22 protein-coding genes are annotated in these 24,770 nt (G+C 49.9%); 18 read left to right on the top strand and 4 right to left on the bottom strand.

What is annotated here, in order from left to right:
* The first annotated feature begins 3 nt into the window (after window positions 1–3).
* The 15 genes from D0S45_08230 (at window position 4) to D0S45_08160 (ending at window position 16,058) form a co-directional block, all read left to right on the top strand.
* Window positions 4–681 (top strand): hypothetical protein, encoded by a 678-nt coding sequence (locus D0S45_08230; protein TIH17140.1) that lies wholly within the window; start codon window positions 4–6, stop codon window positions 679–681.
* 32 nt (window positions 682–713) lie between these two features.
* A complete protein-coding gene (locus D0S45_08225; GenBank protein TIH17139.1) occupies window positions 714–2,102 on the top strand; it encodes a (Fe-S)-binding protein in 1,389 nt (462 codons plus the stop codon).
* Between the two features lie 57 nt (window positions 2,103–2,159).
* Window positions 2,160–3,053 (top strand): universal stress protein, encoded by an 894-nt coding sequence (locus D0S45_08220; GenBank protein ID TIH17138.1) that lies wholly within the window; start codon window positions 2,160–2,162, stop codon window positions 3,051–3,053.
* Between the two features lie 100 nt (window positions 3,054–3,153).
* Window positions 3,154–3,507, top strand: a complete 354-nt coding sequence (locus D0S45_08215; protein TIH17137.1) for a response regulator — start codon at window positions 3,154–3,156, stop codon at window positions 3,505–3,507.
* A gap of 139 nt (window positions 3,508–3,646) precedes the next feature.
* A complete protein-coding gene (locus D0S45_08210) occupies window positions 3,647–4,018 on the top strand; it encodes a response regulator (GenBank protein TIH17136.1) in 372 nt (123 codons plus the stop codon).
* A 59-nt stretch (window positions 4,019–4,077) separates the two neighbouring features.
* A complete protein-coding gene (locus D0S45_08205) occupies window positions 4,078–6,027 on the top strand; it encodes a response regulator (protein ID TIH17135.1) in 1,950 nt (649 codons plus the stop codon).
* A 101-nt stretch (window positions 6,028–6,128) separates the two neighbouring features.
* Window positions 6,129–6,560: an RrF2 family transcriptional regulator gene (locus D0S45_08200; GenBank protein ID TIH17134.1), complete on the top strand. Its 432-nt coding sequence runs from the start codon at window positions 6,129–6,131 to the stop codon at window positions 6,558–6,560.
* A 29-nt stretch (window positions 6,561–6,589) separates the two neighbouring features.
* Window positions 6,590–8,857 carry a PAS domain S-box protein gene (locus D0S45_08195; GenBank protein ID TIH17133.1) on the top strand — a complete coding sequence of 756 codons (2,268 nt, stop codon included), beginning with the start codon at window positions 6,590–6,592 and terminating at the stop codon, window positions 8,855–8,857.
* Between the two features lie 198 nt (window positions 8,858–9,055).
* The gene (locus D0S45_08190) at window positions 9,056–9,679 is read left to right on the top strand and encodes a nicotinamide riboside transporter PnuC (protein ID TIH17132.1); all 624 of its coding nucleotides are present in this window, start codon (window positions 9,056–9,058) and stop codon (window positions 9,677–9,679) included.
* Window positions 9,664–10,191 carry a NadR-like protein gene (locus tag D0S45_08185; GenBank protein ID TIH17131.1) on the top strand — a complete coding sequence of 176 codons (528 nt, stop codon included), beginning with the start codon at window positions 9,664–9,666 and terminating at the stop codon, window positions 10,189–10,191. The genes D0S45_08190 and D0S45_08185 overlap by 16 nt, the downstream gene beginning before the upstream one ends.
* 304 nt (window positions 10,192–10,495) lie before the next feature.
* Window positions 10,496–12,067 carry an ABC transporter substrate-binding protein gene (locus D0S45_08180; protein TIH17130.1) on the top strand — a complete coding sequence of 524 codons (1,572 nt, stop codon included), beginning with the start codon at window positions 10,496–10,498 and terminating at the stop codon, window positions 12,065–12,067.
* A 71-nt stretch (window positions 12,068–12,138) separates the two neighbouring features.
* On the top strand, window positions 12,139–13,113 hold the full coding sequence (locus D0S45_08175) for an ABC transporter permease (GenBank protein TIH17129.1): 975 nt from the start codon (window positions 12,139–12,141) through the stop codon (window positions 13,111–13,113).
* A 9-nt stretch (window positions 13,114–13,122) separates the two neighbouring features.
* Window positions 13,123–14,061: an ABC transporter permease gene (locus D0S45_08170; protein TIH17128.1), complete on the top strand. Its 939-nt coding sequence runs from the start codon at window positions 13,123–13,125 to the stop codon at window positions 14,059–14,061.
* Window positions 14,058–15,020, top strand: coding sequence for an ABC transporter ATP-binding protein (locus tag D0S45_08165; GenBank protein TIH17127.1), 963 nt, complete (start codon window positions 14,058–14,060; stop codon window positions 15,018–15,020). The genes D0S45_08170 and D0S45_08165 overlap by 4 nt, the downstream gene beginning before the upstream one ends.
* A gap of 12 nt (window positions 15,021–15,032) precedes the next feature.
* Window positions 15,033–16,058 (top strand): ATP-binding cassette domain-containing protein, encoded by a 1,026-nt coding sequence (locus D0S45_08160; GenBank protein TIH17126.1) that lies wholly within the window; start codon window positions 15,033–15,035, stop codon window positions 16,056–16,058.
* A 91-nt stretch (window positions 16,059–16,149) separates the two neighbouring features.
* On the opposite strand, the gene D0S45_08155 is transcribed toward D0S45_08160, so the two are convergent.
* Window positions 16,150–16,545, bottom strand: a complete 396-nt coding sequence (locus tag D0S45_08155) for a DUF3574 domain-containing protein (GenBank protein TIH17125.1) — start codon at window positions 16,543–16,545, stop codon at window positions 16,150–16,152.
* A gap of 222 nt (window positions 16,546–16,767) precedes the next feature.
* A complete protein-coding gene (locus D0S45_08150; GenBank protein ID TIH17124.1) occupies window positions 16,768–17,559 on the bottom strand; it encodes a 4Fe-4S dicluster domain-containing protein in 792 nt (263 codons plus the stop codon).
* Between the two features lie 107 nt (window positions 17,560–17,666).
* Here D0S45_08150 and D0S45_08145 point away from each other — a divergent pair, with 107 nt between their 5' ends.
* From D0S45_08145 to D0S45_08135, 3 genes are all read left to right on the top strand, one after another.
* A complete protein-coding gene (locus tag D0S45_08145; GenBank protein TIH17123.1) occupies window positions 17,667–19,604 on the top strand; it encodes a hypothetical protein in 1,938 nt (645 codons plus the stop codon).
* Between the two features lie 75 nt (window positions 19,605–19,679).
* The gene (locus D0S45_08140) at window positions 19,680–20,267 is read left to right on the top strand and encodes a hypothetical protein (protein ID TIH17122.1); all 588 of its coding nucleotides are present in this window, start codon (window positions 19,680–19,682) and stop codon (window positions 20,265–20,267) included.
* Window positions 20,268–20,489: 222 nt separating this feature from the next.
* Window positions 20,490–21,680, top strand: a complete 1,191-nt coding sequence (locus D0S45_08135) for a phosphate starvation-inducible protein PhoH (protein TIH17121.1) — start codon at window positions 20,490–20,492, stop codon at window positions 21,678–21,680.
* 142 nt (window positions 21,681–21,822) lie between these two features.
* On the opposite strand, the gene D0S45_08130 is transcribed toward D0S45_08135, so the two are convergent.
* Together D0S45_08130 and dnaA are read right to left on the bottom strand one after the other, a co-directional pair.
* Window positions 21,823–22,515 carry a hypothetical protein gene (locus D0S45_08130; protein ID TIH17120.1) on the bottom strand — a complete coding sequence of 231 codons (693 nt, stop codon included), beginning with the start codon at window positions 22,513–22,515 and terminating at the stop codon, window positions 21,823–21,825.
* 229 nt (window positions 22,516–22,744) lie between these two features.
* On the bottom strand, window positions 22,745–24,103 hold the full coding sequence (gene dnaA, locus D0S45_08125; GenBank protein TIH17119.1) for a chromosomal replication initiator protein DnaA: 1,359 nt from the start codon (window positions 24,101–24,103) through the stop codon (window positions 22,745–22,747).
* Between the last annotated feature and the right edge of the window lie 667 nt (window positions 24,104–24,770).

Here is a 24,770-nt window from a genome sequence, read left to right as displayed (position 1 = left end):
AAAATGTACGAACTTCTGACCGGGCCTTTGCTCTGGCTGGTTTTTGCAATCAGCTTCGGCGGCCTGCTGGTACGCGTAGTGCTCTACTTCAAGGGCCTGAGCCAACAGCTCGACCGCGTGGCATATAAAGCCCATCTGTCCTACGGACTTAAAGGTGCATTCAATTCAATAATCAGCTGGCTCAACCCCGTGGGCGCACGCGCATGGAGAAAAAAGCCCGGCTATACCTTTATATTCTTTGCATTCCACATCGGACTGCTGGCAACCCCCATCTTCCTTGCAGCACACAACATTATGTTGCAGGAAAATCTGGGATTCAGCCTGCCGCAGATGCCCGCGTTCTTCGCGGATCTGCTCTCATGGACTGTAATCGTGGCCTGTGTTGCAATCATCCTGCGCCGCATTGCACTCCCGGAAGTAAGAATCCTCACCACAGCATATGACTATCTGCTGCTGGTGATCACCGTAGCTCCCTTTGTAACCGGCCTCATCGCCCGTTACCAGATGGGTGACTACCAGTTCTGGCTGCTGGCCCACATCATAACTGGAGAAATCTGGTTGCTGTGCCTGCCTTTCACCAAACTCAGCCACTGCGTGCTCTTCTTCTGTTCCCGTGCTCAGCTCGGAATGGATTACGGCATCAAACGCGGCGGCCTGAAAGGCTCCACCTTCTCCTGGTAACAGGAAACAACACAGCCAACAGGAGAAAGAAAATGCCTCAAGGTGAACTTTGTAACAGAAAGCCGATCGTAACTGATGAGCAGCTTAAGCTGACTCTCTCAGATAAGAGCGGCAAGAAATATTACGCTGAAATGCTAGAGCTGGATGTGGACACCAATGCTTTGTGGGCCACCATCCAGAAAACCATGAAGGCCAGACTCAAAACCTGGCTCGAAATCTGTGCCCACTGCGGCATGTGTGCAGACAGTTGTTTCCTCTATCAGGTTAACGACTGTGTGCCCGAGCAGGTTCCTTCATATAAAATCCAGTCCACCCTCGGACATATCGTCAAGAAAAAAGGGAATGTGGACAACGAGTTCATGCGTCATTGCATGAAAGTCGCTTGGTCCCAGTGCACCTGCTGTAACCGCTGCGGCATGTACTGCCCGCACGGCATCGACATGGGTGTAATGTTCTCCTACTTGCGCGGACTCCTTTACTCTCAGGGCTTTGTTCCTTGGGAGCTGAAGATCGGTTCCGGCATGCACCGCGTATACCGCGCTCAGATGGACGTAACCACCGAGGACTGGGTTGAAACATGTGAATGGATGGCCGAAGAGACCGAGGAAGAATGGCCCGGTCTGACCATCCCGGTTGACAAGCAGGACGCCGAAATCATGTACACTTGCAACGCCCGTGAACCCAAACACTACCCGGAAGATCTCGCTGAAGCAGCGGTGCTCTTTCATGTGGCAGGAACAAACTGGACCGTGCCTTCCGAAGGCTGGGAACAGACCTCCCTGTCCATGTTCGCCGGTGACTGGGAATGCTGCAAGGACAATGTAAATCACGTATACGACGCCATTGAGCGCCTCAACCCGGCCCGGGTAACCGGAACCGAGTGTGGTCACGCCCACCGCGCCACCGTCATCGAAGGCCCTTACTGGGCCGGACGTGAAGACGGTCTGCCGCCCAAGCCTTACATTCACTACGTGGAATGGCTGGCTGAAGCACTGCGCGAAGGCAAGCTCAAAATCGATCCCGCAAAACGCATCAAAGAGCCTGTAACTCTTCAGGATTCTTGCAACTACGTGCGTAACCAGGGTCTCAAAGACGTAACCCGCGAAATCATCAGCTATATTGTTGAGCCGGGCTACTTCGTTGAAATGGCACCCAACAAGGAACACAACTACTGCTGCGGCGGTGGTGGCGGATTCAACGGAATCGGCATGTACCGTGAGCAGCGTAACGTGGCCCTGCGCAAGAAGATGGACCAGATCCTCGATACCGGTTGTAAACTGGTCATCGCGCCCTGCCATAACTGCTGGGACGCCATCCGTGACCTTGAAGAGGAATATGAAATCGGCATCCGCTGGTCTTTCCTCAAGCCTCTGATTATCGGTATGCTCGATATTCCTGAAGGCATGCGTGTCGAATGGTAGTAACACCCGTCTCCTTGACAGGTGATCTGATATTGTCCGCAACGAACGAGGTGTCACATGTTTAAGAAAATCCTTTTGGCGACCACCGGCTCCCCCGCGAGTTTCGGTGCCGCCCGCGTAGCTTTCGACATGGCGAAACGTTACGGTTCCGAAGTAACCATCTTCCATGTTGTGGGAGTGCCTACCAAGGCATTCTCCCACGTTGTCAACGACGTGCGTACCGGTGAAGAGGTTGAGGTTGATGAAGAATACCTCGCCTGGGTCGAAGAAGAACTCAAGACCACCTTTGCCAAACAGTTCGAAGGAGCTGACAACGCAAAAATCGTACTGACAACCGGTGTACCCGCGCGCGAAATCCTTCGCGAAGCCCGCAAGGCGGACAGCGATCTCGTCGTCATGGCTGCAAGCTCCGGCGAAAACGCTTCCTTCCATAAGGGCTACCCCGGAAGTACCCTGCAAAAGGTGGCCAAAGCCGCCCGCTGTCCGGTCCTTTCAGTACACCGTGAATCCGCTTCCTACTGGGGCGGGTTCTCCAACATCCTTTTTGGTACCGACTTCTCCAAGCAGGCTGAGAGCGCGTTCAAATTCGCTCTGTCCACAGCCCGCGAACTCGACTGCGATCTGACTATCTTCCATGCCCTGGATATCAGCGGCAAGGTTCTGGACCAGAATGAAATCGAGGAAAATCTGATCATTGCCCGCAAGCGGATCAGAGAAACCTATGTCCCGCTCATGGGCGATTTCAAGAACTATGATATCGAAGTATGGGAAGGAACTCCCTACGTCGAAATCGTCAAGCTCGCCCGTGAAAAGAGCGTAGACCTTGTCTGCCTCGCTCATCACACCAACGAACTTGATCCGGAAAGAGCACGCATCGGCTCAACTGTCGAACAGGTCATCTTAAGGGCAAACTGCCCGGTGGTCAGCGTCAGCAAGCCCGATAAAGTTTAGACGTAAGTATAACTGAATCGAATTATCGGTATTCCCGGCAGCCGGATACCTTCAGGCTGCCGGGATAACGAAGGGGAAAGATTCAACAGGAGGAGTTATTATGTCCAAGAAGATTTTAATCATAGATGATGATCAGGATATCCGTTCATATTTGGGCGATCTTTTCAGCGACAACGGCTATGAAACCGTTATGGCTGAAGATGGAGCCGTTGCAATGGAAGTTGCAGAAAACGAGAAGCCTGATCTGATCACCCTTGATCTTGAAATGCCGGGCGAGTGGGGGCCAAGATTTTACCGCAAGCTTTCTCAGAGCGAAGAGCTTAAGAGAACTCCGGTAATCGTTATCAGCGGCCTTCAGGCTAACAAGTACGCAATTCCCAAGGCAATAGCCACATTGACCAAGCCCTTCGATGCCGAAGAGCTGATCAGGATTGTGAAAGACACAATCGGCTAAAGGGAATCCATATCAGGGCCGGTCAGCGGGGAATCGCTGGCCGGCCGATTTTTTAGCTTGAAAGAGTGCGGAAGTACGGTGTAGGCTTTTCTCCATGGGAACTTCATAACTCCCTAAAATAGCTACAAAGGTGACAAGCATGCCCAAAAAAATAATGGTAGTGGATGATGACCCGTACATTGTGGACTACCTCGTAAACGTATTCGAGGATCACGGATACCTTACCTGCCGCGCTTCAGACGGACTTTCAGCCTACGATGTTGCGATAGCTGAGAACCCTGACCTGATCACGCTTGATCTGGAAATGCCCAATGAATGGGGACCGAGATTCTACCGCAGGCTGACACTGGAAGAACAATTTTCCGAAATTCCGGTAATTGTCATTAGTGGACTTCCCGGTATTCATATGGCTATCAAGCGTGCGGTCGCCACGATCAAAAAGCCTTTTGACCCTACCGAAGTCATTGAAATTGTGCGTAAAGCACTTGGTGAAACAGACGAGGACGACTAAGTCTCCGCAATATGACTCTGCTCCGGTCAGAGCGGCCTTGCGCTTTCTTGAGGTGTGCGATGAGTAAGAATAAGTTGCTGCTGGTTGATGATGAGGAAGGCATACGCCGTTTTCTGGGACTAACCCTCATGGATCTGGGCTATGAAGTGGAAACCGCTGAAAACGGTGAGGCTGCTTTAAAGCTTATCGAAAAAACTGCTCCGGCAGTTATCCTCACTGATATCAAAATGCCGCGCATGGACGGCATAGAACTGCTCAAAGCCGTAAAATCCGACTATCCGCACATTGAAGTAATCATGCTCACCGGACACGGTGACCTTGACCTTGCCATTGAATCCCTCAAATCTGATGCCGCCGACTTCATCACCAAACCCATTGACGATGAAGTGCTTGAAATTTCCCTGAGCAGGGTCATGGAAAAAATTCAGCTCAAGGATCAGGTACGCGAGTACACTGAAAACCTTGAACGCCTGGTGGAAGAGAAGACCCAGCGAATCATCGCGCTTGAACGCCAGAATGCCGCATGTCAGGTTGTAGAAGGATTGAGCGAAGCCCTTTCCAGCGCAGCCCATGAAGTTGAGACCGGAAGCGGACTTTTCAACGAACTGCCCTGCCTTGTTTCCATCCACAACCGCTATCTGGAAATTGTCGCTGCTAACGAACTGCTTAAAGACCGGCTCGGCGATGTGGTCGGCATGAACAGCTTCGATATTTACTCTGACCGGGAATCCGCAGGCAACGCCTGCCCGGTTCAGCTTACTTTCAAGACAGGAAAGGGTCAGCGCAGCAAGGAAACATTCATCGGGAAAAAAGGTGAGGAAATTCCGGTCACGGTTTATACCGCCCCCATTCCCAACAAAGATGGCGACATTGAGCTGGTGCTGGATATTTCCGTGGACATGACCGAGCTCAAACGCCTCAACGATGAACTGCTCGAAACCCAGTACAAATTTCAACGCCTCTTTGATGAAGCTCCCTGTTATATTTCCGTACAGAACCCGGACTACACCATTGCCGAGGTCAACCGCCGCTTCAAGGAAGATTTTGCCGAACCTTTAGGTGCCACCTGCTATTCTTCATACAAACACCGCGATCAACCCTGTGACCAGTGTCCGGTACAGCGCACCTTTACAGACGGGAAAACCCACCAGACCGAAACTGTGGTCACCACCAGAAATGGTGAACAGAAAAACATGCTGGTCTGGTCTGCCCCCATCCGCAATGCCTATGGTGAGATCAAACAGGTTATGGAAATGTCCACCGATATTACAGAGATCCGCCGCTTACAGGATCACCTGACCTCGCTCGGTTTCATGCTCGGCTCCATGTCTCACGGTGTAAAGGGAATGCTCACCGCCCTTGACGGTGGTATCTACCGTCTTGAATCCGGGCTACGCAAGAATGATCAGGAACGGGTAACCGAGGCTGCGGCAGTACTAAAAAATGTTGTGGGCCGGGTCAAAAAGATGGTGCTGGACATCCTTTACTACGCCAAATCCCGTGAAATTGAATTGGAATCAGTATCAGCTGGACATTTTTTACAGGACACAGCCGCACTTATCGTACCCAAAGCTGTCGCTGCTGATGTGAAGTATGAAATCGATATTCCTGAAGAAATGGGCGAAATCGATATTGATCCCAGCTCCATGTCCGCCGCCATAGTCAATTTTCTTGAAAACGGAGTGGATGCCTGCGAACCTAAACTTCCGGGCAAAGACTATCTTATCAGCATCACCGGGCGCGACCTCGGTGATAAAATAGAACTGACCATCAGTGACAACGGCACCGGAATGGACCGGGAGACAAAAGAAAAAATATTTACCCTCTTTTTCTCTTCCAAAGGAAAACGGGGAACAGGAATCGGCCTCTTTATTTCCAACCAGACCATAGAGCAGCACGGCGGCAGCATCACAGTTGAATCCGAACCGAGACAAGGCACAACTTTCACCATCCAGCTACCACGCAAAGCCGAGTTCAGAAAACAGCCTCCGGCCTGTCCCTGCGCATAGCCACACAATAGCGCGACTTTCAATCTTGTCTGCATCCTGTTATAAGAGCGGAATAATCTATAGAATATTCTAATAATTTTAACTAAATACGATTAAAATTTATGAAACTTACCACCCGTTCAAGATACGGAGCACGCCTGTTGCTCGACATTGCCATGCATTCCGAACACGGCCCGGTCCCTAGTAAAGACTCTGCCCGCAGGGAAGACATCTCGCTAAAATACCTGGAAAAAATACTCAAAATACTCAAAGAAGCCGGATACATCAAAGGAAAACGTGGACCAAATGGCGGCAATGTGCTGACCATGACTCCCGAAGAGATTTCTCTGGGCAAACTGACCGAAACCCTAGAAGGCGAAGACAAAATTCTCGACTGTGAAGGCGATGTAACCACATGCCCGCGTGCTGCGGTCTGTCTGCGCCGCTCGATCTGGGATGATGCTAATCAGGCCATGTACAAAATGCTCGATTCATACACTCTGGCCGACCTGATCAAAGATGCCCGCCTATGCCCCATGGACAGGCCGGAATAGCTGAAAATCACAACACGGCAGGATGTTGAGTGTTCAATAAATATCGCCACACCCTGATCATGAAAATGATCCTTTCCGGAGGAATCACCCTGCTTTTAAGTGTGATCCTCTGGACAAGCTTCAACGTGGTTTTCTTTAAAAAGAATGTCACCGGAAACATCCAGTCCGACATTGCCATGCTTTCCGACACGGTACTGCTGAGCCTGCATCACGCCATGATGCTCGATTCCAAAGAGTTCATCCAGAACGACATCAACAACATCAGCAAGCAGGGGGAAATCAAATCCATCCGGGTCATCAACAAGAAAGGCATAATCATCTATTCCAACGATCCCGATGAAATCAACAACCTGATAGATATCAAAAGCCCTCCCTGCTGGAACTGCCATCAACACGACAATCCCCCGGCCACCATGAGCCTTAAGCAGCGCACCCGGCTGAAAACCGTTAACGGCAAAGAGTTCATGGGCATCATGACTCCTATCCCCAACTCAAAAGGATGCGCCCCCGGACCCTGCCACGTTCATGCTGTTGACGAAAAGGTGCTCGGCCTGCTGGACCTTGAAATCTCCACGGAAAAGAAAAATTCCATGCTGGCTACCTTTGAAAAAGCCAACTTCAGTATCGCCATGGTGGTCTTTATCGCCACCTTCGGGGCTTTGTTTGTTTTTGCTTACAATTTCATATTCAAACCAATCAGGAAGCTGATCAAAGCCACACGAGAGCTTGGTTCGGCACAAGATTTTATAGAAATCCAACTCGCCCAGACCGATGAAATCGGGACTCTCGCTGATGCATTTAATATGATGGGCAGGCAAGTGCAGGAAAAACACCGCGCCCTGCTGGAACAGAAAGAAGAATATCGAGACCTTTTCGACAACGTCCCCTGTCTCGTAAGCGTGGTGGATCTTAATTTCAAAGTCATCCGCCACAACAAGGCTTATGAAAAACATTTCGGCAAGCCGCGCGGCAGGCAGTGTTACCAGATCAACAAGGACCGGGACAGCAAGTGCGAAGAATGCCCGGTAGAAAGGACTTTTTTCGACCTTACCCCGCACATGAGTGAGGAATCAGGTCTTTCCAAGGACGGCCACCCCATCCACTGGATAGTCTACACTTCTCCCATCAAGGACCGGGAAGGTAAGATTGTAGCTGCCATGGAAATGATGCTCGACATTACCCGGCGTAAAGAACTTGAGGAAAGCCTTGCCGCTTCTGAACAGCGCTACCACGCCATTTTCGATTCTATTCCGGAAGCGGTATTCGTGCTCAGTGCCGATGACCTCACCATCCTCAACTGCAATGATCCAGTGGAGGAAATCTACGGATATTCCCGCGCGATGATTCAGGGTAGTTCATTTCTGCGCCTATTTCGTGATGAGGAACACAGCGACTACGACCACCTGCTTAAAACCAAGCAGGAAATCGGTCCTTGCTCCCAACTGACCAAATCCGGCAATACTATTTACGCTCTGCTCAGGATTTCCCCGGCTGAATTTGACGGCAACCGGACCCTGATCGTCACTTGCAGTGATGTTACCCAGAAGCTTGAAGCTGAACAGCAGCTGATTCAGGCCAGCAAGATGAGTACACTAGGTGAAATGGCCTCCGGTGTAGCCCACGAGCTGAACCAGCCCCTTGCCATCCTCAAAACCATCAGCAACCTGCTCATGCGAAAGGTTTCACGGGACCAGCAGATTGATCCCAAAATCCTGCGTGAAATGGCTGAAGGCGTAGACACCCACGTAAACCGGGCCAGCAAGATAATTGAACACATGCGCGAGTTCGGCCGGAAATCAGACATGAAGACCATGCCTGTACAAATGAACGACGTTCTGCGCCGCGGCTTTGATTTCTTCAGCAGGCAGCTGACCCTGCGCAACATCCATGTGGAATGGAACCTGAACAGCCACCTTCCGATAATCATGGCTGACTCCAACCGTCTTGAACAGGTAGTTATCAACCTGCTCATCAACGCCCGTGATGCCATTGAGGAACGCTGGAAGGATGCCGTGCCCCTTGCTGACAACAAGAAGATCTACATTTCCACTCATTTCACTGATGAGCATATCAGCGTTGAAATTTGCGATACCGGACCGGGCATACCCGATCCCATTCAGGCCCGCCTTTTTGAGCCTTTCTTCACCACCAAGGATGTGGGTAAAGGAACAGGACTTGGCCTTTCAATATCTTATGGTATAATCAAGGACTACAACGGCACCATCAGCGCATCTACCAAGCAGGACCTCGGTGCCTGTTTCACCATAACTTTCCCACGCGGAGATTTGGAAAGTTGATGAGCTTCGGAAATAATTTTGTTGCGCTACGCGCTTTTGGATAAAAAGCATTTAGCCTCCGGCGACCCTACGGGGGGCCAGCACTGCTCTCTATATCCGTAAGACTCGAGCAAAAAACTCTCGCCTAACGGCTATAGGTAAGAACCCTTTTGAAAAAGGGTTCTCTGGACTCTCCTAAAACTTTTAATAGGCTTCACTATGGAACTCATAAACTTCATCATCAATTTCATCACCGCCATGAGCCTCGGCGAACAGCTTTCAATCGCTACCGGGCTTATCTACATACTTTTAAGTGTACGTCAGAATCCACTCTGCTGGCCCTTCGGTATTATCAGTGTAGCTATTTGGATGGTTATTGTTTTTCAGGGCAAACTCTATTCTGACGCTTTCCTGCAATTCGTCTATGTCGTGCTCGGCTTTTACGGCTGGTATCAATGGCTGCGCGGAGGCAAAGACAGTACCCCGCTCAAAGTCCAGCGAGTTGACCGTAAACTGGCCTTGCGTCTGGGAGCCATCGGTCTGATCGCCTTTGTCCCCACCGGTTACCTCATGGAAAATTACCTTGAGGCTTCCTTTCCGTGGTGGGACGCTCTGACCACGGTAATCTCCCTTATCGCCCAGTATCTGCTGGCCAAAAAGTACATGGAAAACTGGCTGCTCTGGATTACTGCCGATGTCATGTATATTGGAATTTATTACGCCAAGGGCTGGGTCGGATACAGCGGACTTATGGGTGTTTACACCGCCATGGCTGTGCTCGGATTCATCAGCTGGCTGAGATCCTATCGCGCTGACCGGGAGCGTGAATGTTTCTCCGTGTAGTACTCAGCGGTTCTGAATGCACCGGGAAAAGCTCCCTCGCCGCCAAACTGGCCGAACATTACAAAGTTGAATTCGTGCCCGAATACCTGCGCGAATATTTTGAAATGAAAAACGGTCAGCTGACCGTGGACGATGTGATCCCCATTGCCCGTGGACAATTGCGGTTTGAAGCCGAGGCTGCGGCCAAAGGTTACAATCCAATAATCTGCGATACGGACATCATTTCATCCATTGTCTATGCCAAGCATTACTTTGGCCAATGCCCCGGATGGCTAGATGATAAGCTTAAAGTTCTTGGACCGAGCCTCTACCTGCTTTGCGACATTGATATCAAATGGCAGGCAGACGGCCAACGGGATATGCCCGAACAACGCGAATACATGCAGAGCCTATTCATAAAAGAACTGAATTACCGCAACATTCCCTATCACATAATAAACGGATCGCTGCCCCAAAGAACAGCAGCATCAATACGGCTGATTGATGATGCCCTTGCTGCATCAGCAAAATAAAGTTGTTTCGCATACTCTACAGTAACTAATTTGGTAGCATTGACTGCATCTATCAATTGAGAAGAGAATTTCAAAGAAACAAACATTCAACATCTGAAACAATCACAACAACCTTATTATGCTAAACAAAACCCCCAACATTGATTGAATGATCAAAACTTATCCCGCCACATAGCAAAACCACCAATTTCAAGCACTCATATTTACGCATTCATTAATTCTGCAATGACCAAAACCTTGATCTTAGACGATATTTATGTAAGGTAGATCAGGACTTATAAGAATGAGAAAAAAGGAGTATTGAATGCGCCAAAAACTATTGATTGTTCTTGCTGTTATGGCTTGCTTTGCCTTCGGAGCAACCATGGCCCATGCAGAAAAACTGACCCTCGGCCTGAAAGGTGAACCCACCTCTCTCGACCCTCATTTCCATAACGTATCAGCCAACAACATGCAGTCCCTGTATGTTTTTGACAAGCTGGTTCGTCAGGACAACAGACAGAAACTCCAGCCCGGTCTGGCTCTTTCCTGGAATCCTGTTTCCGACAAAGTATGGGAATTCAAACTCCGTGAAGGCGTAAAATTTCACGATGGTTCCCCGTTCACCGCTGAAGACGTAAAATTCACCATTGAACGCATCCCCAATGTACCCAACAGTCCTTCTTCTTTCACTGGATTTGTTTCCAACATCCAGAAGATCGACATTGTTGACCCCACAACCATCCGTTTCACCACTGAAGCACCTGCTCCGCTTCTTCCCCGTCAGATGGCGGCTTTCCCCATCATCTCCAAGAAGAACGCAGAAGGTGCCGCAACTGAAGATTTCAACTCCGGCAAAGCCTGCATCGGTACCGGCCCCTACATGCTCGTCAAGTGGGACCGCGGTGACAAAATCACCTACAAGCGCAACGACAACTACTGGGGCGAAAAAATGCCTTGGGAAGAAATCGTTGTCCGCCCCATCACCAACGACGGTACCCGTGTTGCTGCACTCAAATCCGGCGACGTGGACATGATCAACTTCGTGCCCCCGGCAGATGTTGACGGTCTGGCTGAAAATAAAAAGCTGACCCTTTCCGAATCTCCCTCCACCCGTCTGATCTACCTGCACCTTGATACCGCCCGTGATGATTCACCAACGGTTTCCGGTAACAACGGTGAAAAGATCAAGAACCCCCTGAAAGACTTCCGCGTACGTAAAGCCATCTCCAAGGCTATCAACCGCCGCGCCATCGCCGGTCGCATCATGGACGGCCTTGCAGTACCCGCAAGCCAGATGGTTCCCGATGGATACGAAGGTACCAGCAAACGCCTCAAGCCTGAGGCATATGACATCAAGGGCGCAAAGGCTCTGCTCGCAGATGCCGGATACCCCGAAGGTTTCAAGCTGGTCATCCACGGTCCCAACGACCGTTACGTAAACGATGCTGACATCGCTCAGGCCATCGCCCAGATGCTGACCAAGATCGGCATCAAGACTGAAGTTAACACCATGCCTAAGAGTGTATACTTCGGCCGCGCTTCCAAACTTGAGTTCAGCTTCATGCTCGTAGGCTGGGCAACTGACACCGGTGAACAGTCCAACTGCATCGGCGCACTGCTGCACACCTATGATAAAGAAAAGGGCTTCGGTTCTTCCAACCGTGGTCGCTACTCCAACCCCGATCTTGACGCTACCCTTGAAGAGGCTCTGGTCACCGTTGATCCTGCAAAGCACAACGAGTTGATCATCAAGGCCACTGAAATGGGTATCGGCGATCTCGGCATCATCCCCATTCACTATCAGGTGAACGTATGGGGTTCCAAAAAGGGTCTTGCGTACAACGGCCGTACTGACGGTTACACTCTGCCCAGAGAAATCAAAGTCACTAAATAAGACGCTCACACAATTAGATTAATCAAAAGGGGCGTACTTTGTACGCCCCTTTTTCAACTGGAGCAAAATTTATGCTCGCATTTTTGATAAGAAGAATTTCACAATCCATCGTCGTACTGCTGGTCATGTCCGTACTGGTTTTCGGCGGTGTTTTCTGTATCGGGAACCCGGTGGATATCCTCATCGCTCCCGACGCCACCCCGGCGGAAAGGGACCGCGCCATCAAGGAACTCGGCCTGGACAAGCCCCTGCCCGAACAATACATGCGCTTTCTTAAAGACGCAGTGCAGGGTGATCTGGGTAATTCCTTTGTATACAACGAACCTGCGCTCAAGCTGATCATGCAGCGCATGCCCGCAACCATGGAACTGGCCGTAACCGCCATGCTCATGGCTGTATTTTTCGGAATTCCTCTAGGAATGATAGCCGGGATAAAATCCGACACCCTGCTCGGGCGAAGTATCATGCGTTTCTCCATACTGGGCTTCAGTCTACCAACATTCTGGGTCGGGCTGATGTTCATCATTATATTCTCGGTTTATCTGGGCTGGCTGCCCTCGGGAGGACGTGGAGAAACGGTGGAACTGCTAGGCGTTCCGGTAAGTTTCCTTTCATGGGACGGAATACGCCATCTCATTCTCCCGGCCATGAACCTCGCCCTGTTCAAGACCTCGCTGGCTATCAGACTCAGCCGGGCCGGGGTGCAGGAAAACATCCAGATGGATTACGTTAAATTCGCCCGCGCCAAGGGACTGACCAATACCCGTATCATCGGGTTGCACGTCATGAAGAATATCATGATCCCGGTTATTACTGTTCTGGGTATGGAATTCGGCGGACTGATCGCTTTCGCGGTTGTTACCGAGACTATTTTCTCATGGCCCGGCATGGGTAAGCTGGTTATCGACTCCATAGGAGTTCTCGACCGTCCGGTTATCGTGGCTTACCTGCTCATTACCGTGACCATGTTTATCATCATCAACCTCATCGTTGATATCATCTACTCCATACTGGACCCCCGCGTTCGCTTGGGCGACCAGAACTAGGAGAGCTTTATGGCAGATACACAACAAACGCAGCAGCCGGAAATGTCCGCAGCCGAGAACATCCCGGAAAAAGACGAATCCCTGCTCCTGCAATCGCTGAAAGAATATTTTGAAAGCAAGACCGCGACTATCGGGCTGATAATTTTCAGCATTATGATCATCGTGGCTCTGGCTTCCCCGTACATCTCACCGCAGAATCCGTACGATCTGATGACCATCGACATCATGGACTCCAAGCTGGAACCCGGCGAGAAATCCATGGACGAATCCATCACCTACTGGCTGGGTACAGACAGTCAGGGACGCGATATGCTCAGTGCCATCCTTTACGGTCTGCGCATCAGTCTCGGTGTGGGTGTGGTAAGTACCGTCATCGCATTGGTCATCGGTTCCGTCATCGGTCTCTGGGCCTCATTTGTCGGCGGACGCACGGACTCGTTCATCATGCGAGTAGTGGATTTACAGCTGAGTTTTCCGGCCATCCTAGTAGCCCTAATACTACTGGCGATACTAGGAAAAGGGGTTGATAAGATCATCCTCTCACTGGTCATTGTGCAATGGGCCTACTATGCCCGCGCCATCCGCAGTAACGTGCTGGTGGAACGCAGGAAGGAATACGTAGAAGCGGCAAAATGCCTCGCCCTGCCCCAGAACAGAATCATGTTCGGACACGTGCTGCCCAACTGTACGCCGGAGCTGATCGTTATTTCCACCGTTAAAGTAGCCGGGGCCATCGCTCTTGAGGCGACCCTTTCTTTCCTCGGACTGGGTATGCCCATTACCCAGCCCTCACTGGGGCTGCTCATTGCCAACGGCTTTAAGTACCTGCAATCCGGTTACTACTGGATCAGCTTCTATCCCGGCGTGGCCCTGCTCGTTCTCATCGTATCCATCAACCTTGTGGGTGACAGGTTGCGTGACGTTCTGAACCCGAGGTTGAAAAAATGAGTGAAAGCATTCTCAGCATACAAAATCTTAAGACCTACTTTTACACCCGTGCCGGAATCGCCAAGGCCGTTGATGACATCAGTCTGGATATTGGCAAAGGCGAAATTGTCGGTATTGTGGGCGAATCCGGTTCCGGTAAATCCGTAACAGGTTTCTCAATCATGGGCCTTGTGGACCCTCCGGGTGAAATTGCCGGTGGTTCCATCAAATACAAGGGGCAGGAAATCATCGGCCAGTCCGAAGAGGAATGGCGTAAGTTCAGGGGCGCAAAGGTCTCCATGATCTTTCAGGACCCTATGATGACCCTTAACCCGGTCCTGCGCATTGATACCCAGATGATGGAAGCCATCACCGCCCATGAAAAAGTATCCAAGGCTGAGGCTCTGCGCCGCTCCATCGAGGCCCTTGCCATGGTCGGTATTCCCTCTCCCGAGGAACGCATCAAGGCTTACCCGCACCAGTTTTCCGGCGGTATGCGTCAGCGCGTTGCCATTGCCATCGGACTGATCAACAAGCCGGACCTGATTATTGCCGACGAACCGACCACCGCGCTGGACGTAACTATTCAGAGCCAGATCCTTTCCGAAATGCAGGCCCTCTGCCGCAAGACCGGAATGGCCCTGATCTGGATCACCCACGATCTCACCGTAGTTGCAGGTCTGGCCCACAAGGTTGCGGTAATGTACGCCGGGCGGGTCATTGAGCAGGGCAATGTCGAAGAAATTCTCGATCATCCCATGCATCCGTACACCCACGGCTTGATCGGATCAGTACCCAGCCGCAACAAGCGCGGTGAGCCGCTGTTCCAGATTCCGGGCATGACCCCGTCGCTGGTCAACATCCCCGAAGGTTGTTCCTTCAGGATGCGCTGCCCCTACGCTGACGATCAGTGCATGGTCGCCCCGGAGCGGACCGAGCTGGAAAACGGACGCGTAGTACGCTGCCATCATCCTTTGTAGAGGATCAAATATATGTCAGATAAAAATACATCATTTTTGAGCTGTAGAGACCTGAGCCGGGTCTTCGTAAAGAAACTCGACTTCGCGGGAAAAATTGCCCAGAAGCTGGGTTCAAAAATACGCGAAGAACGTGTTCAGGCAGTGGACGGCGTCAACCTCGACATCATGCCCGGCGAAGTACTGGGATTGGTGGGTGAATCCGGTTGCGGTAAATCCACACTGGGCCGCATGCTCTGCGAAATCCTGAACCAGTCCGGCGGAGATATTTTCTACAAGGGTCAGAACGTCAAGGAAATGAGTTCCAAAGAACACATGTCCTATGCACGCAACGTGCAGATGATCTTTCAAGACCCCTTTGCCTCGCTGAACCCGCGTAAACGGGTCAAGCAGATCATCGGCGAAGCACCGCTATACCACGGACTGACCGACAAGGCCGGATTCGATCAATACCTTGCCGATGTAATGCTCCGCTGCGGACTGGACCCCAGCTACAAGGACCGTTATCCGCATCAGTTCTCCGGCGGTCAGCGTCAGAGAATCGGGATTGCAAGAGCTATGGCTATGCAGCCGGAATGTCTGATCTGTGATGAATCCGTAGCCGCATTGGATGTATCCATTCAGGCCCAGATTCTGAACCTGTTCATGAAGCTGCGCAAAGAACTGAACCTGACCTGTTTGTTCATCAGCCATGACTTAGGCGTTGTCGAACACATCTCAGACCGTATCGCGGTTATGTACCTTGGCCGGGTAGTTGAAGTCGGAACAGTGGAACAGCTTTTCAGCAAACCGTTCCACCCCTACACACAGGCCCTGCTGAACGAGGTCCCCAGACTGGAAAAAAGGGACGTGGAATTTGCCCCGCTCAAAGGCGAAATCCCCTCTCCCCTCGATCCGCCCAAAGGCTGCCACTTCCACCCCCGCTGCGCCCACGCCATGGATATATGTCGTGAAAAGGCCCCGCAGGATAAGGAAATCGGCGAAAACCACCGCACCTGCTGCCATCTGGCAGATAAGAAAGATGAGTGGATTAGTTTGTAGGGATTGATTTGATAGATATGAAATGAAAGACCTCCCCCGGCGCACAGCACCGGGGGAGGTCTTTTTATTTATATCAACAAAACCAAAAACATTAATTAAACCCAACCTCAACCGGGCTAATTATCTTCAGCACTGATTCCTGATTGAACTCATCTTTGTAGGCTTTGGCGATCTCATCCACGCGCAACTCGGCATCTTTATCCGGGGAGACGACCATGAGCACTTTGCTTCTTTCGGAATAGGTGAAGCCGCGCTTGCCGCCCCAGAAGCCTTGGGCATCGTAGATGGTGTAGCCGTCGCTGAACTTGGGAGTAACCTGCTTGCTCAAGAAGGTCTGGAACTGCTCGGTACTTACCTGCTTTTTGCCATCTTGATAGGTCTGGCCCATATAAAGCTCATAGCGATTCCATTTACCTGTTGCACAGCCGGACAAGCCGAAAGCCAACAACAGGACCACAACAGCCAAAATTCGCACTGAATTACGCATAGAAATCACTCCTCCAATTCTACGACAATACTTCACATCTCTGCTTGAATAACAAAATAATACATACAAGCGGCGAAGCCTTATTAAAAAGTTTAGGAGAGTCCAGAGAACCCTTTTCAAAGGGTTCTCTGGCCGCCGGAGGCGAAATTAATTCAATCCCAAAACGCGATAGCGCATCAAAACAAAGCTCCGCAGGACCGCCGGAGGCCTAAATAGCATCAACTACACAAAAATCTCAGGCTCACGACGAACGCTGAAATTATCAGCCAACCACTGCGAGACTTCCAGGATCTTGGGAATTTCCATCTTGCGCGCCTCTACGGCACAGACCTTAACGCAAGCACAGCAGAAAATACACTTGTCCGGGTCGGTTTCAACTAAAGAACCAACGGAAATCGCCGCTGTGGGACAAACCCTTTCACAGGCTCCGCAAAGCTGGCAGTCATCATTGGAAATGGGCGAAGCGGAAGCCTTGGGCGAACGATCTTTGTAAGGACGATCACCGGGCACTTCTACACTTACATCAGCAAGAATACCGTCAGCAAGTTTAGCGGCAAGAAACTTACCAAACTCGCGGGCCTTGCTCAAATCATCTTCATCAGGACGGCTGACCGCAATGGGGGTCTTCTCGGTGGAAAAAGAATGTTCGCCGATGAAAGCAGCACCTGCAACGGTCTTGAATCCAGCCTCAGTGGCAATATCACTAAGCTCGATGAGTGCATCTTCGTAAGCGCGGTTACCGTAAACAACTACGGGAACCGCAGGAGTACCACAGGACTTCAGCGCGCTGAAACGTTCCACGGCAGTATGCGGAATGCGTCCGCTGTAGACCGGACCGCCGATTATCACCAGATCATCATCAGCACAGTCGCAAGACTCAGGCACATTGGCGGTGCGGGTCATATCAATCACTTCCGCCTGCTCTGCTCCAACGCCTTCGACAATGGCATCCAGAATACGGCGGGTGGTCCGGGTGGGGGAAAAACAAATCATCTTTAATTTCTTACAGGACATAAAAACTCCATTTCAGATTACTTAAGTGAAGACATCCGCCAAGTGACTTTACTTTCTGACCGCTTAAGTACAAGGGCAAGGGGGATGTTGTAAATAGTTTTGATATTGTGCGCATCACTCCATCAAGCTTTTTTCAGCATAATAAAAAGGTTATGGAACTGAAGGACCTTTTGTGCGATATAAAAGCCATGAGCGGAAAGAAGGACAAATCGAACATCAGTGCAGCCATCCTGGCAGGTGGCGAAGGCCGCCGCATGGGCAGAAAAGACAAATCATGCCTTGAAATTTCCGGCGAAAAACTGGTCAGCAGGATTATCCGCTCCATTAAAGGACTTTTTGCGGAAACATTTGTCATCACCCGCAGCCCGGAAAACCACCCGGACCTTGATGTGCGGCTGGTGGGCGACCTTTTTGAATCACGCAGTTCTTTGACCGGAATCCACTCCGCCCTCTTTCATGCGCAGACCGATCACGTGTTCATCACCGCCTGCGATTCCCCGTTCCTGAACCGGGAACTGATCACAGAACTGACCAGCCGGGTTGAACCGGAAGACGATGTGGTCATTCCCATCCACCCGGACGGATTCTACGAACCGCTCTGCGCTGTTTATTCCAAACGCTGCCTGCCTTTTATCGAACAAAACCTGAAAAAGAACATCTTTCAGATCATCCGCTTTTTTCCGCAGGTAAAAGTGAAAACCGTGGATACGGACTTGCTGGCGAAAAAGGATCAGGGCCTGACAACTTTCATCAATATTAATACGCCCGATGAACTCAGCAGAATATGTAAAGACCTGAATGAGCCTGAAAACACACAGGACAACGAGCAGGACAATTTTCCGCAATCCATCCCGCGCAGCGCGGCCCTGAAACTCATCCGCAAAACCGTTACTCTGCCGAAAAGCAAATCTGTCCCGGTAACGGACTGCTCCGGACTGGTGGCAGCTCAGACCATTGAATCAGGTATCTCCCTACCCGAACACGACCGCTCGGCCATGGACGGATTTGCCCTGCCCAGTGCCGGAACAAATACTGCCTGCCCTGAGAATCCGGTTATGATGCATTTTTCCGGGGAAGTACGCCCTTCCTGTCCAGTACCGGAAGAGAACAGCTCTGGACAGGCTGTGCGCGTGCTCACTGGGGGTATTATCCCTGAAGGCACGGACGCGGTTATCCCCTTTGAAGACGTTCAGGTAGATGAATGTTCCATCAGCATCAGCTCCCCGGTCCGCGAGGGAAATTTCATCCGCCGGACAGGATCAGATATTCTAAAAGGCGAGACCATCGTAAGTTCAGGCACTGTTATTTCGCCCTGTGAAGCAGCTCTGCTGGCTTATGCCGGTATCCGCTCCGTCTCAATCTACCCGCTACCGAAAGTGGCTGTGCTGGCCGTGGGCAATGAACTCTGCGACCCGGCTGAAGAAACTGAGTGCGGCTTAATCCCGGCCGACAACCTTATTCTTATGAAATCACTGTGCAGCCGCTACGGAGTACGCGATATCCGCATTGCACCATGCGCCAATTCACCGGAAGCCATTTCCGAAACAGTGCAGGCCAACAGTGACTGCGGCCTCATCGTCACTACCGGGGGCACAGGTCCCGGCAACCGCGATTTTGTATTCAATTCCATCCAGCAGACCGGGGGAAAGCCGATTTTCAAAGGACTGTCCATGCATCCGGCAAAATCTGTCTTTGCATGCAGACTGGGCAATTCCATTGTCATCGGACTGCCCGGACCGCCCAATGCCGTGAATCTTGCCTTTCATACCATCATCAATCCGGTCATCAATATGTTGCAGGCCAGAGCGGTTACTTCCGCCACCAGCCCGGCAATTCTTACCGAAACATTGAAAGGCGGGCGAGACCGGGAAAAACTACGCCCCTGCCGCATTTACGAAGATAATGGAAAAATTTTCGCCGACCCGTTGCTCTCAAAATCCCTTTCACCACGCAAGGTTATGAGTATAAGCAACGGCATAATCATTCTTCCCGCAGACTGTGGGGAAGTGGCTTCTCAAAGTATCGTGCAGGTAATCAGGTTCTGATTTGTTATTTCAGGCATAATTACTGCATAAATTCGGCTCAGGAAAAACTTTCCCACAAAATCCATGGAGCCGATCATGATCAATTCAGTGCAATCCGCATATGGGACTCAGTCTGTCACTGAAACACAGCAGTCTCGCGCCAAAGAACAAGTAACCCAGCAGGAACGCATATCAGGGGATAAAGTCACAATATCCGATTCCGCCAAACAGCTTGCTTCAATCGACAGTTTTTTCTCAGACCTAAATATACCTTACACTCCGGGTAAATCCATATCACTTGATGATCTTAAAACAGGTCTTGAAACAAGCACCAAAAAATTTCAGGACAAAGTAGACATTCTATTTCTGGAAAACGACATCAGCACAGATCCCCCGGTGGAACTGACTACTGACAGTTCGGGAAATGTACGAGTACAAGGCGACCATCCGCAAAAAGAAAAAATTGAACAGCTGTTTCAGGACAACCCGGACCTTGCCAACGATTTTCGTGGGATCAGCGGACTGAACAGTCTTGTCGAAGCCGCGGAAGAATATCTCGAATTTGCCAAAGCATACGAAAAGAATCCCTACGAAGCTGTGGCCAAATACGGACATCTGTTCAACGGCATGAATAACGAAGAATTCAGCATGATCATCGGCGGAGATAAATCCAAACAAGTCTAGAATAAATCCACACTGCCAATAGTACTGTCACAAAACCTTAACTCAAACGGAACAGATTTAGCTTCCCCAAACACCTCATGATGTTGTACGTTGAAATCATGAGAAAAAATCACACAGGGCAGCCCTGCATACACCAGAACATCACGAATCTATTTTCATAGCCTAGGCGTCCTTTTGCGGGTCGCCTTTTCTCTTTTGGACAACCGGAAAAGAGGAGGATTTATGGGACAGAAGAACTTCGTTTTGGACACCAACGTACTCATTGAAAATCCCAAATGTATCACTGCCCTTCGTAACGGAGAGGAAAACAAAGTCCACCTTCCCTACACTGTCATTACCGAACTGGACAAACTCAAGCGGGACCCGCGCATCGGACATATTGTCTCTCAGGCTGTACGTACAATCCTCGGGGATGACAAAATCAGCATTCTCTCCCCTGAGTTTGCGGAAAACCTTGGTGATCTAACCCCGGATGACCGCATCCTCAAAGAAACCCTTAACGCCGCCATCGAATCCCCTATACTGGTCACCAATGACCGAATCCTGCAAATCAAAGCGGGAATCTACAATTTAACTTGCGAAGAATACAAAGATTCTGATCCGTTCCGATCTGATTCCCAGATGTACACCGGATTTGTGGATGAAGGGCAAACTCCCTACGTGAATAGTTTCCGCTGGGAAAATGGCAATCCGGTCTTTTACGGCAACAAGGAAAACAAGACCATTTCCTACACCCACGAAGTCTGGGGCGTGAAGCCTCGCAATATCTACCAGAACCTCGCCCTTGAATTGATGCTTAACAACGAAATCAACCTTGTCTCAGTCCAGTCCGAAGCCGGGTACGGGAAAACCTTTCTGGCTCTGGCTTCCGCCCTTTATCTTGCGCTGGAAAAGAAGGATAATCCCTTTGATAAGGTCTATCTGGTCAAACCCATCTGGGAAATCGGGGCCAAGATGGGCTTCCTGCCCGGAACAGTGGAAGAAAAGATGCTGCCGTATGTACGTTACGTGCGCGATCTGACCGTGAAGCTACATGAACAGCGTCCGGCCAACCGCATTTTCATGGATACGGATTCCGACAAATTCCGCTTCAATCAGAAGAAATTCGAAATCCTGCCCATTGCCTATATTAGGGGTATGAACCTTGAGAACTGCGTGGTCATCATTGATGAAATGCAGAACATGTCCCGTTCCGAGGTTCGTTCGCTGCTTACCCGCATGGGCGAAGGGGTAAAATGCATCTGCCTTGGTGATACCCGACAGGTGGACAACCCTTATCTCAACGAAAGCAACAACGGTCTGAACTGGGTGGTCAAAAAACTGCGCAACAACAAAGAATACGCGCACATGGTCCTCAAAGGCGAACGCTCGCGCGGTCCCATTACTGATATTGTATTGAAAACAGGATTGTGATGCCTCCGGCGGCCCTGCCGGAAGCCTCAAACCCTTTTGCAAAAGGGTTTAAGAATCCCAAAACCTTTTAATAAGCTTTGCATAAAAAAACGGCAGTCCTCGCGGGCTGCCGTTTTGATTATTCACTTATAAAAAAAATTTGTTATTTCTGGAAGATCCTCAGGAGGAGTTCGTCGAGGTCTTCGCCATTATCAATTGCATCGGAAATTTCGCCTTCGAGCACCTTTGCGCCCTCACGAACTTCGGAAACCGTGCAGTCCATGTTCAAAGCCACTTCCTCGGCAGGAATGCCATAGCGGAAGCAGAGGTAATAAAGAGCCCGACGAGCCAATACAGCATGTTCGTTTTCCTGCTGCATCAATTCACGGAAGGAAACCGCAAAAGCTTCCAGCACAGCATCAAGAATGGAATCAAATGTCTGTACTTCCAACTCCTGAGTAACCTCAGCGGCTTCGGCTTCGAGATCAGTTTCACTGAAATCCACCGGCTTTACACTGCGTACAATTCCGGTCAGCCTGTTGATGCTGCTCAGAATGTCCTCAGCGGCATAATAGGCAGTCACATCGGAAATGAACTCCCGAGAACTCTCCGCCCTACCGCTTTCCAAATCAATGGTTACCCCGACCTTGGTCTCAAGCACTTCCTGTGCTGCATCCTGAATACGATCAAGAAGATGCTCCTGCACCCATTTCATTACGAACTCGTTAGGAGCGATCAGTTGAACCACGCCATCTTCATAGCGTGCAGACAACGGCTCGACCCAAACCCTGACCAACACAGGGTTGATGCGCACAAGAAGCTTCTTCTTTATGGAGCTCCATACATTGGAATTCATTTCCTACCTCTGCAATTAAGGCCCCCAAAAGGCCGTCCAAAGACATCTACGAACCGGTTGCAAGGAATATCCTCAAACCCGAAAAAGAGCAAACAGCTTTATGCTGTCACTCTTTTTCGGAAATTTAAAAACGCTAACCATCCTACACAAAAGAAAATATCTACCAGTTAACTTGGCAGACGGCCTAGAAAATATCAGATGCGCAAATGGTTCTTAATAGGCTGTCTGACTAAGGAGTCAGACGGTCCATTGTATCCTGCAACTGCCTTCCAAGAGGAGTTTGCAGGGAAATTTCACGTTCTATATTAGTGATACCTTTGATTACGGTAGAATGTCTGCGGCCCAGTCTGGTCCCGATATCCTTGAGGGAAAGTTCGGTATGTTTGCGGGCGAGGAAGAAAGCGGTGTTTCTGGCCAGTACAATCTGGCGTTTACGGCTTTTAGAGCGCAACTGTTCAGGTGAAAGTTCGTAGGAACGGCAGATATGATCCACAATGGAATCATAGCTGGGCGCGGCCTTGGCAATGGAATAATTTTCCAATACCTGCCAGGCCAGTTCCTGCGAAACATCACGGTTGAGCAGTCTTGCCTTGAGCACTAGGTTCTGCAAGCAGCTTTCAAGCTGTCTTACATCTGTGGTAATACGGTCCGCCAAGAGTTCAGAAATTGAATTCGGAACCTGGGTTCCAAGTCGTGTGGCCTTGCTTTCAACTATTCTCTTTCTGGTCTCGAAATCAGGAGTGGAAATAAGTGCCAGCAGTCCCGAACTAAAACGGGAAACCAACTGCTGATCGACCTTCTCCAGTTCGCGGGGCAGGAAGGAACTGGTCATAACCACTTTGGAACCACGCAATTGCAGGCTCTTCAGGGTTTCCAGAATCTCGTCCTGCATCTTTTGCTTACCCTGAAAGAAATGAATATCTTCCAGAAGCAGGCAATCCACATTGTCCCTGAATTCGGATTTGAAACGGGAAATTTCACCGGCTTTAAGAGCCAGAACCATTCTGTTTGCAAACTCTTCCGCTGTAAGACAGGCAATAGAAATGTGCTTCTTATTGCTGGAAGCACAAAGGTTTTGACCTATTGAATGCAGCAGATGAGTCTTTCCTAGACCGGGAGCAGAACTCATGAAGAGTTGATCTCCGGGCAGGGAGTTATCACAGAGACTTCTGGACGCGGCGCAGGCAAGTCTGTTGGACTCACCGATTATGAAATCGTCAAAAGAAAAACGCCAACGGGGAAAACGAGTATTAACCACCGCGGAAGACATCATGGGAAGTCCCATGCTTGTCTGTACCGGACGAACTGCCGCAGGTCTTGGTTTAGCCTTGACCGCGGGCTTCTCTACGGACTTCCTAACCCCAATCTCCACCTTGGGGCTGGTGCCGAGAACCTGCTCGCCAGCTTCTTTGATGTTGTCCATGAGACGGTCCCTTACCCAGGCTGCCACAAAGTCATTAGGAGCATACAATTTAATTGTATTGCTGCTGACCTCGGCTTTCAAGGGCTTGATCCATACTTTGTACAGACCGGGGTTCAGTCCCTTCTCAAGAAATTTTAGAATTTTATTCCAGCTGTCTCTCATCATGTTGGGTTAACTAAGCCAAAGAGAGTGTTGCCATCAACTCTTGATAAAGCTGTACACCTCCAATGACCGCTGGATTGTTATCTACAACTTAAGCTATTGTTTTTAAAGCTTTTTCCTCTAAGACAAGCAATTATGTAAAATGGACAAAAAACTCGTTAAAGGCCGTAATTACAAGCATGACCACTGTTATCAATATCTTTTTCCACAGCTGTGGAAAACTTTTTCCACAGCAAAAATCAAAAAAAACTCCATATTCTGTACAATTTCCTCTTTTCCCTCATTGTTGCATTTCTTCTTACTCATTATTTTAAATATGAACTTTTTAAACTTTGAACAACAAAAAGAACGTAAACATCTAATTTTAATAAATTTCCCAAAAATAACAAAAAAAACATCAAGTGTTTATAAATATCATCACCGATACTACCTACCGCTAAACCCTGTAAACTAAAGGGTTCAGGAGCACTCAACTTTAGAACAACAACCAACACCCCAAAATAACACATTTTTTTATAACTTGACACCACTCAACCCCCATGAATAAAGGATTTCCATCTCCAGCAGTTACTGACAGGAGAACCGGAAAAAGTTCAATGATTGATCAAACAATCAAACCCAAAAGACCTAGCCCTCCTGCCGCAATAAAGTTACTGGGAATATAAGCATA

The organism is Marinifilum sp. JC120, from assembly GCA_004923195.1.
In the GTDB taxonomy this organism is placed as follows: domain Bacteria; phylum Desulfobacterota; class Desulfovibrionia; order Desulfovibrionales; family Desulfovibrionaceae; genus Maridesulfovibrio.
The sequence above is the reverse complement of the archived record's forward strand: the minus strand, read 5'-3'. Positions and strand labels throughout refer to the sequence as shown.

Bases quoted from the DNA above. Each gene is read 5' to 3' on its own strand.
- D0S45_08160 (TIH17126.1), top strand. From the start codon at position 15,033: ATGTCAGATAAAAATACATCATTTTTGAGCTGTAGAGACCTGAGCCGG.
- D0S45_08170 (TIH17128.1), top strand. From the start codon at position 13,123: ATGGCAGATACACAACAAACGCAGCAGCCGGAAATGTCCGCAGCCGAG.
- D0S45_08155 (TIH17125.1), bottom strand. From the start codon at position 16,545: ATGCGTAATTCAGTGCGAATTTTGGCTGTTGTGGTCCTGTTGTTGGCT.
- D0S45_08150 (TIH17124.1), bottom strand. From the start codon at position 17,559: ATGTCCTGTAAGAAATTAAAGATGATTTGTTTTTCCCCCACCCGGACC.
- D0S45_08220 (TIH17138.1), top strand. From the start codon at position 2,160: ATGTTTAAGAAAATCCTTTTGGCGACCACCGGCTCCCCCGCGAGTTTC.
- D0S45_08165 (TIH17127.1), top strand. From the start codon at position 14,058: ATGAGTGAAAGCATTCTCAGCATACAAAATCTTAAGACCTACTTTTAC.
- D0S45_08130 (TIH17120.1), bottom strand. From the start codon at position 22,515: ATGAATTCCAATGTATGGAGCTCCATAAAGAAGAAGCTTCTTGTGCGC.
- D0S45_08180 (TIH17130.1), top strand. From the start codon at position 10,496: ATGCGCCAAAAACTATTGATTGTTCTTGCTGTTATGGCTTGCTTTGCC.
- dnaA (TIH17119.1), bottom strand. From the start codon at position 24,103: ATGATGAGAGACAGCTGGAATAAAATTCTAAAATTTCTTGAGAAGGGA.
- D0S45_08185 (TIH17131.1), top strand. From the start codon at position 9,664: ATGTTTCTCCGTGTAGTACTCAGCGGTTCTGAATGCACCGGGAAAAGC.
- D0S45_08200 (TIH17134.1), top strand. From the start codon at position 6,129: ATGAAACTTACCACCCGTTCAAGATACGGAGCACGCCTGTTGCTCGAC.
- D0S45_08210 (TIH17136.1), top strand. From the start codon at position 3,647: ATGCCCAAAAAAATAATGGTAGTGGATGATGACCCGTACATTGTGGAC.
- D0S45_08140 (TIH17122.1), top strand. From the start codon at position 19,680: ATGATCAATTCAGTGCAATCCGCATATGGGACTCAGTCTGTCACTGAA.
- D0S45_08190 (TIH17132.1), top strand. From the start codon at position 9,056: ATGGAACTCATAAACTTCATCATCAATTTCATCACCGCCATGAGCCTC.
- D0S45_08215 (TIH17137.1), top strand. From the start codon at position 3,154: ATGTCCAAGAAGATTTTAATCATAGATGATGATCAGGATATCCGTTCA.
- D0S45_08135 (TIH17121.1), top strand. From the start codon at position 20,490: ATGGGACAGAAGAACTTCGTTTTGGACACCAACGTACTCATTGAAAAT.
- D0S45_08225 (TIH17139.1), top strand. From the start codon at position 714: ATGCCTCAAGGTGAACTTTGTAACAGAAAGCCGATCGTAACTGATGAG.
- D0S45_08175 (TIH17129.1), top strand. From the start codon at position 12,139: ATGCTCGCATTTTTGATAAGAAGAATTTCACAATCCATCGTCGTACTG.
- D0S45_08230 (TIH17140.1), top strand. From the start codon at position 4: ATGTACGAACTTCTGACCGGGCCTTTGCTCTGGCTGGTTTTTGCAATC.
- D0S45_08205 (TIH17135.1), top strand. From the start codon at position 4,078: ATGAGTAAGAATAAGTTGCTGCTGGTTGATGATGAGGAAGGCATACGC.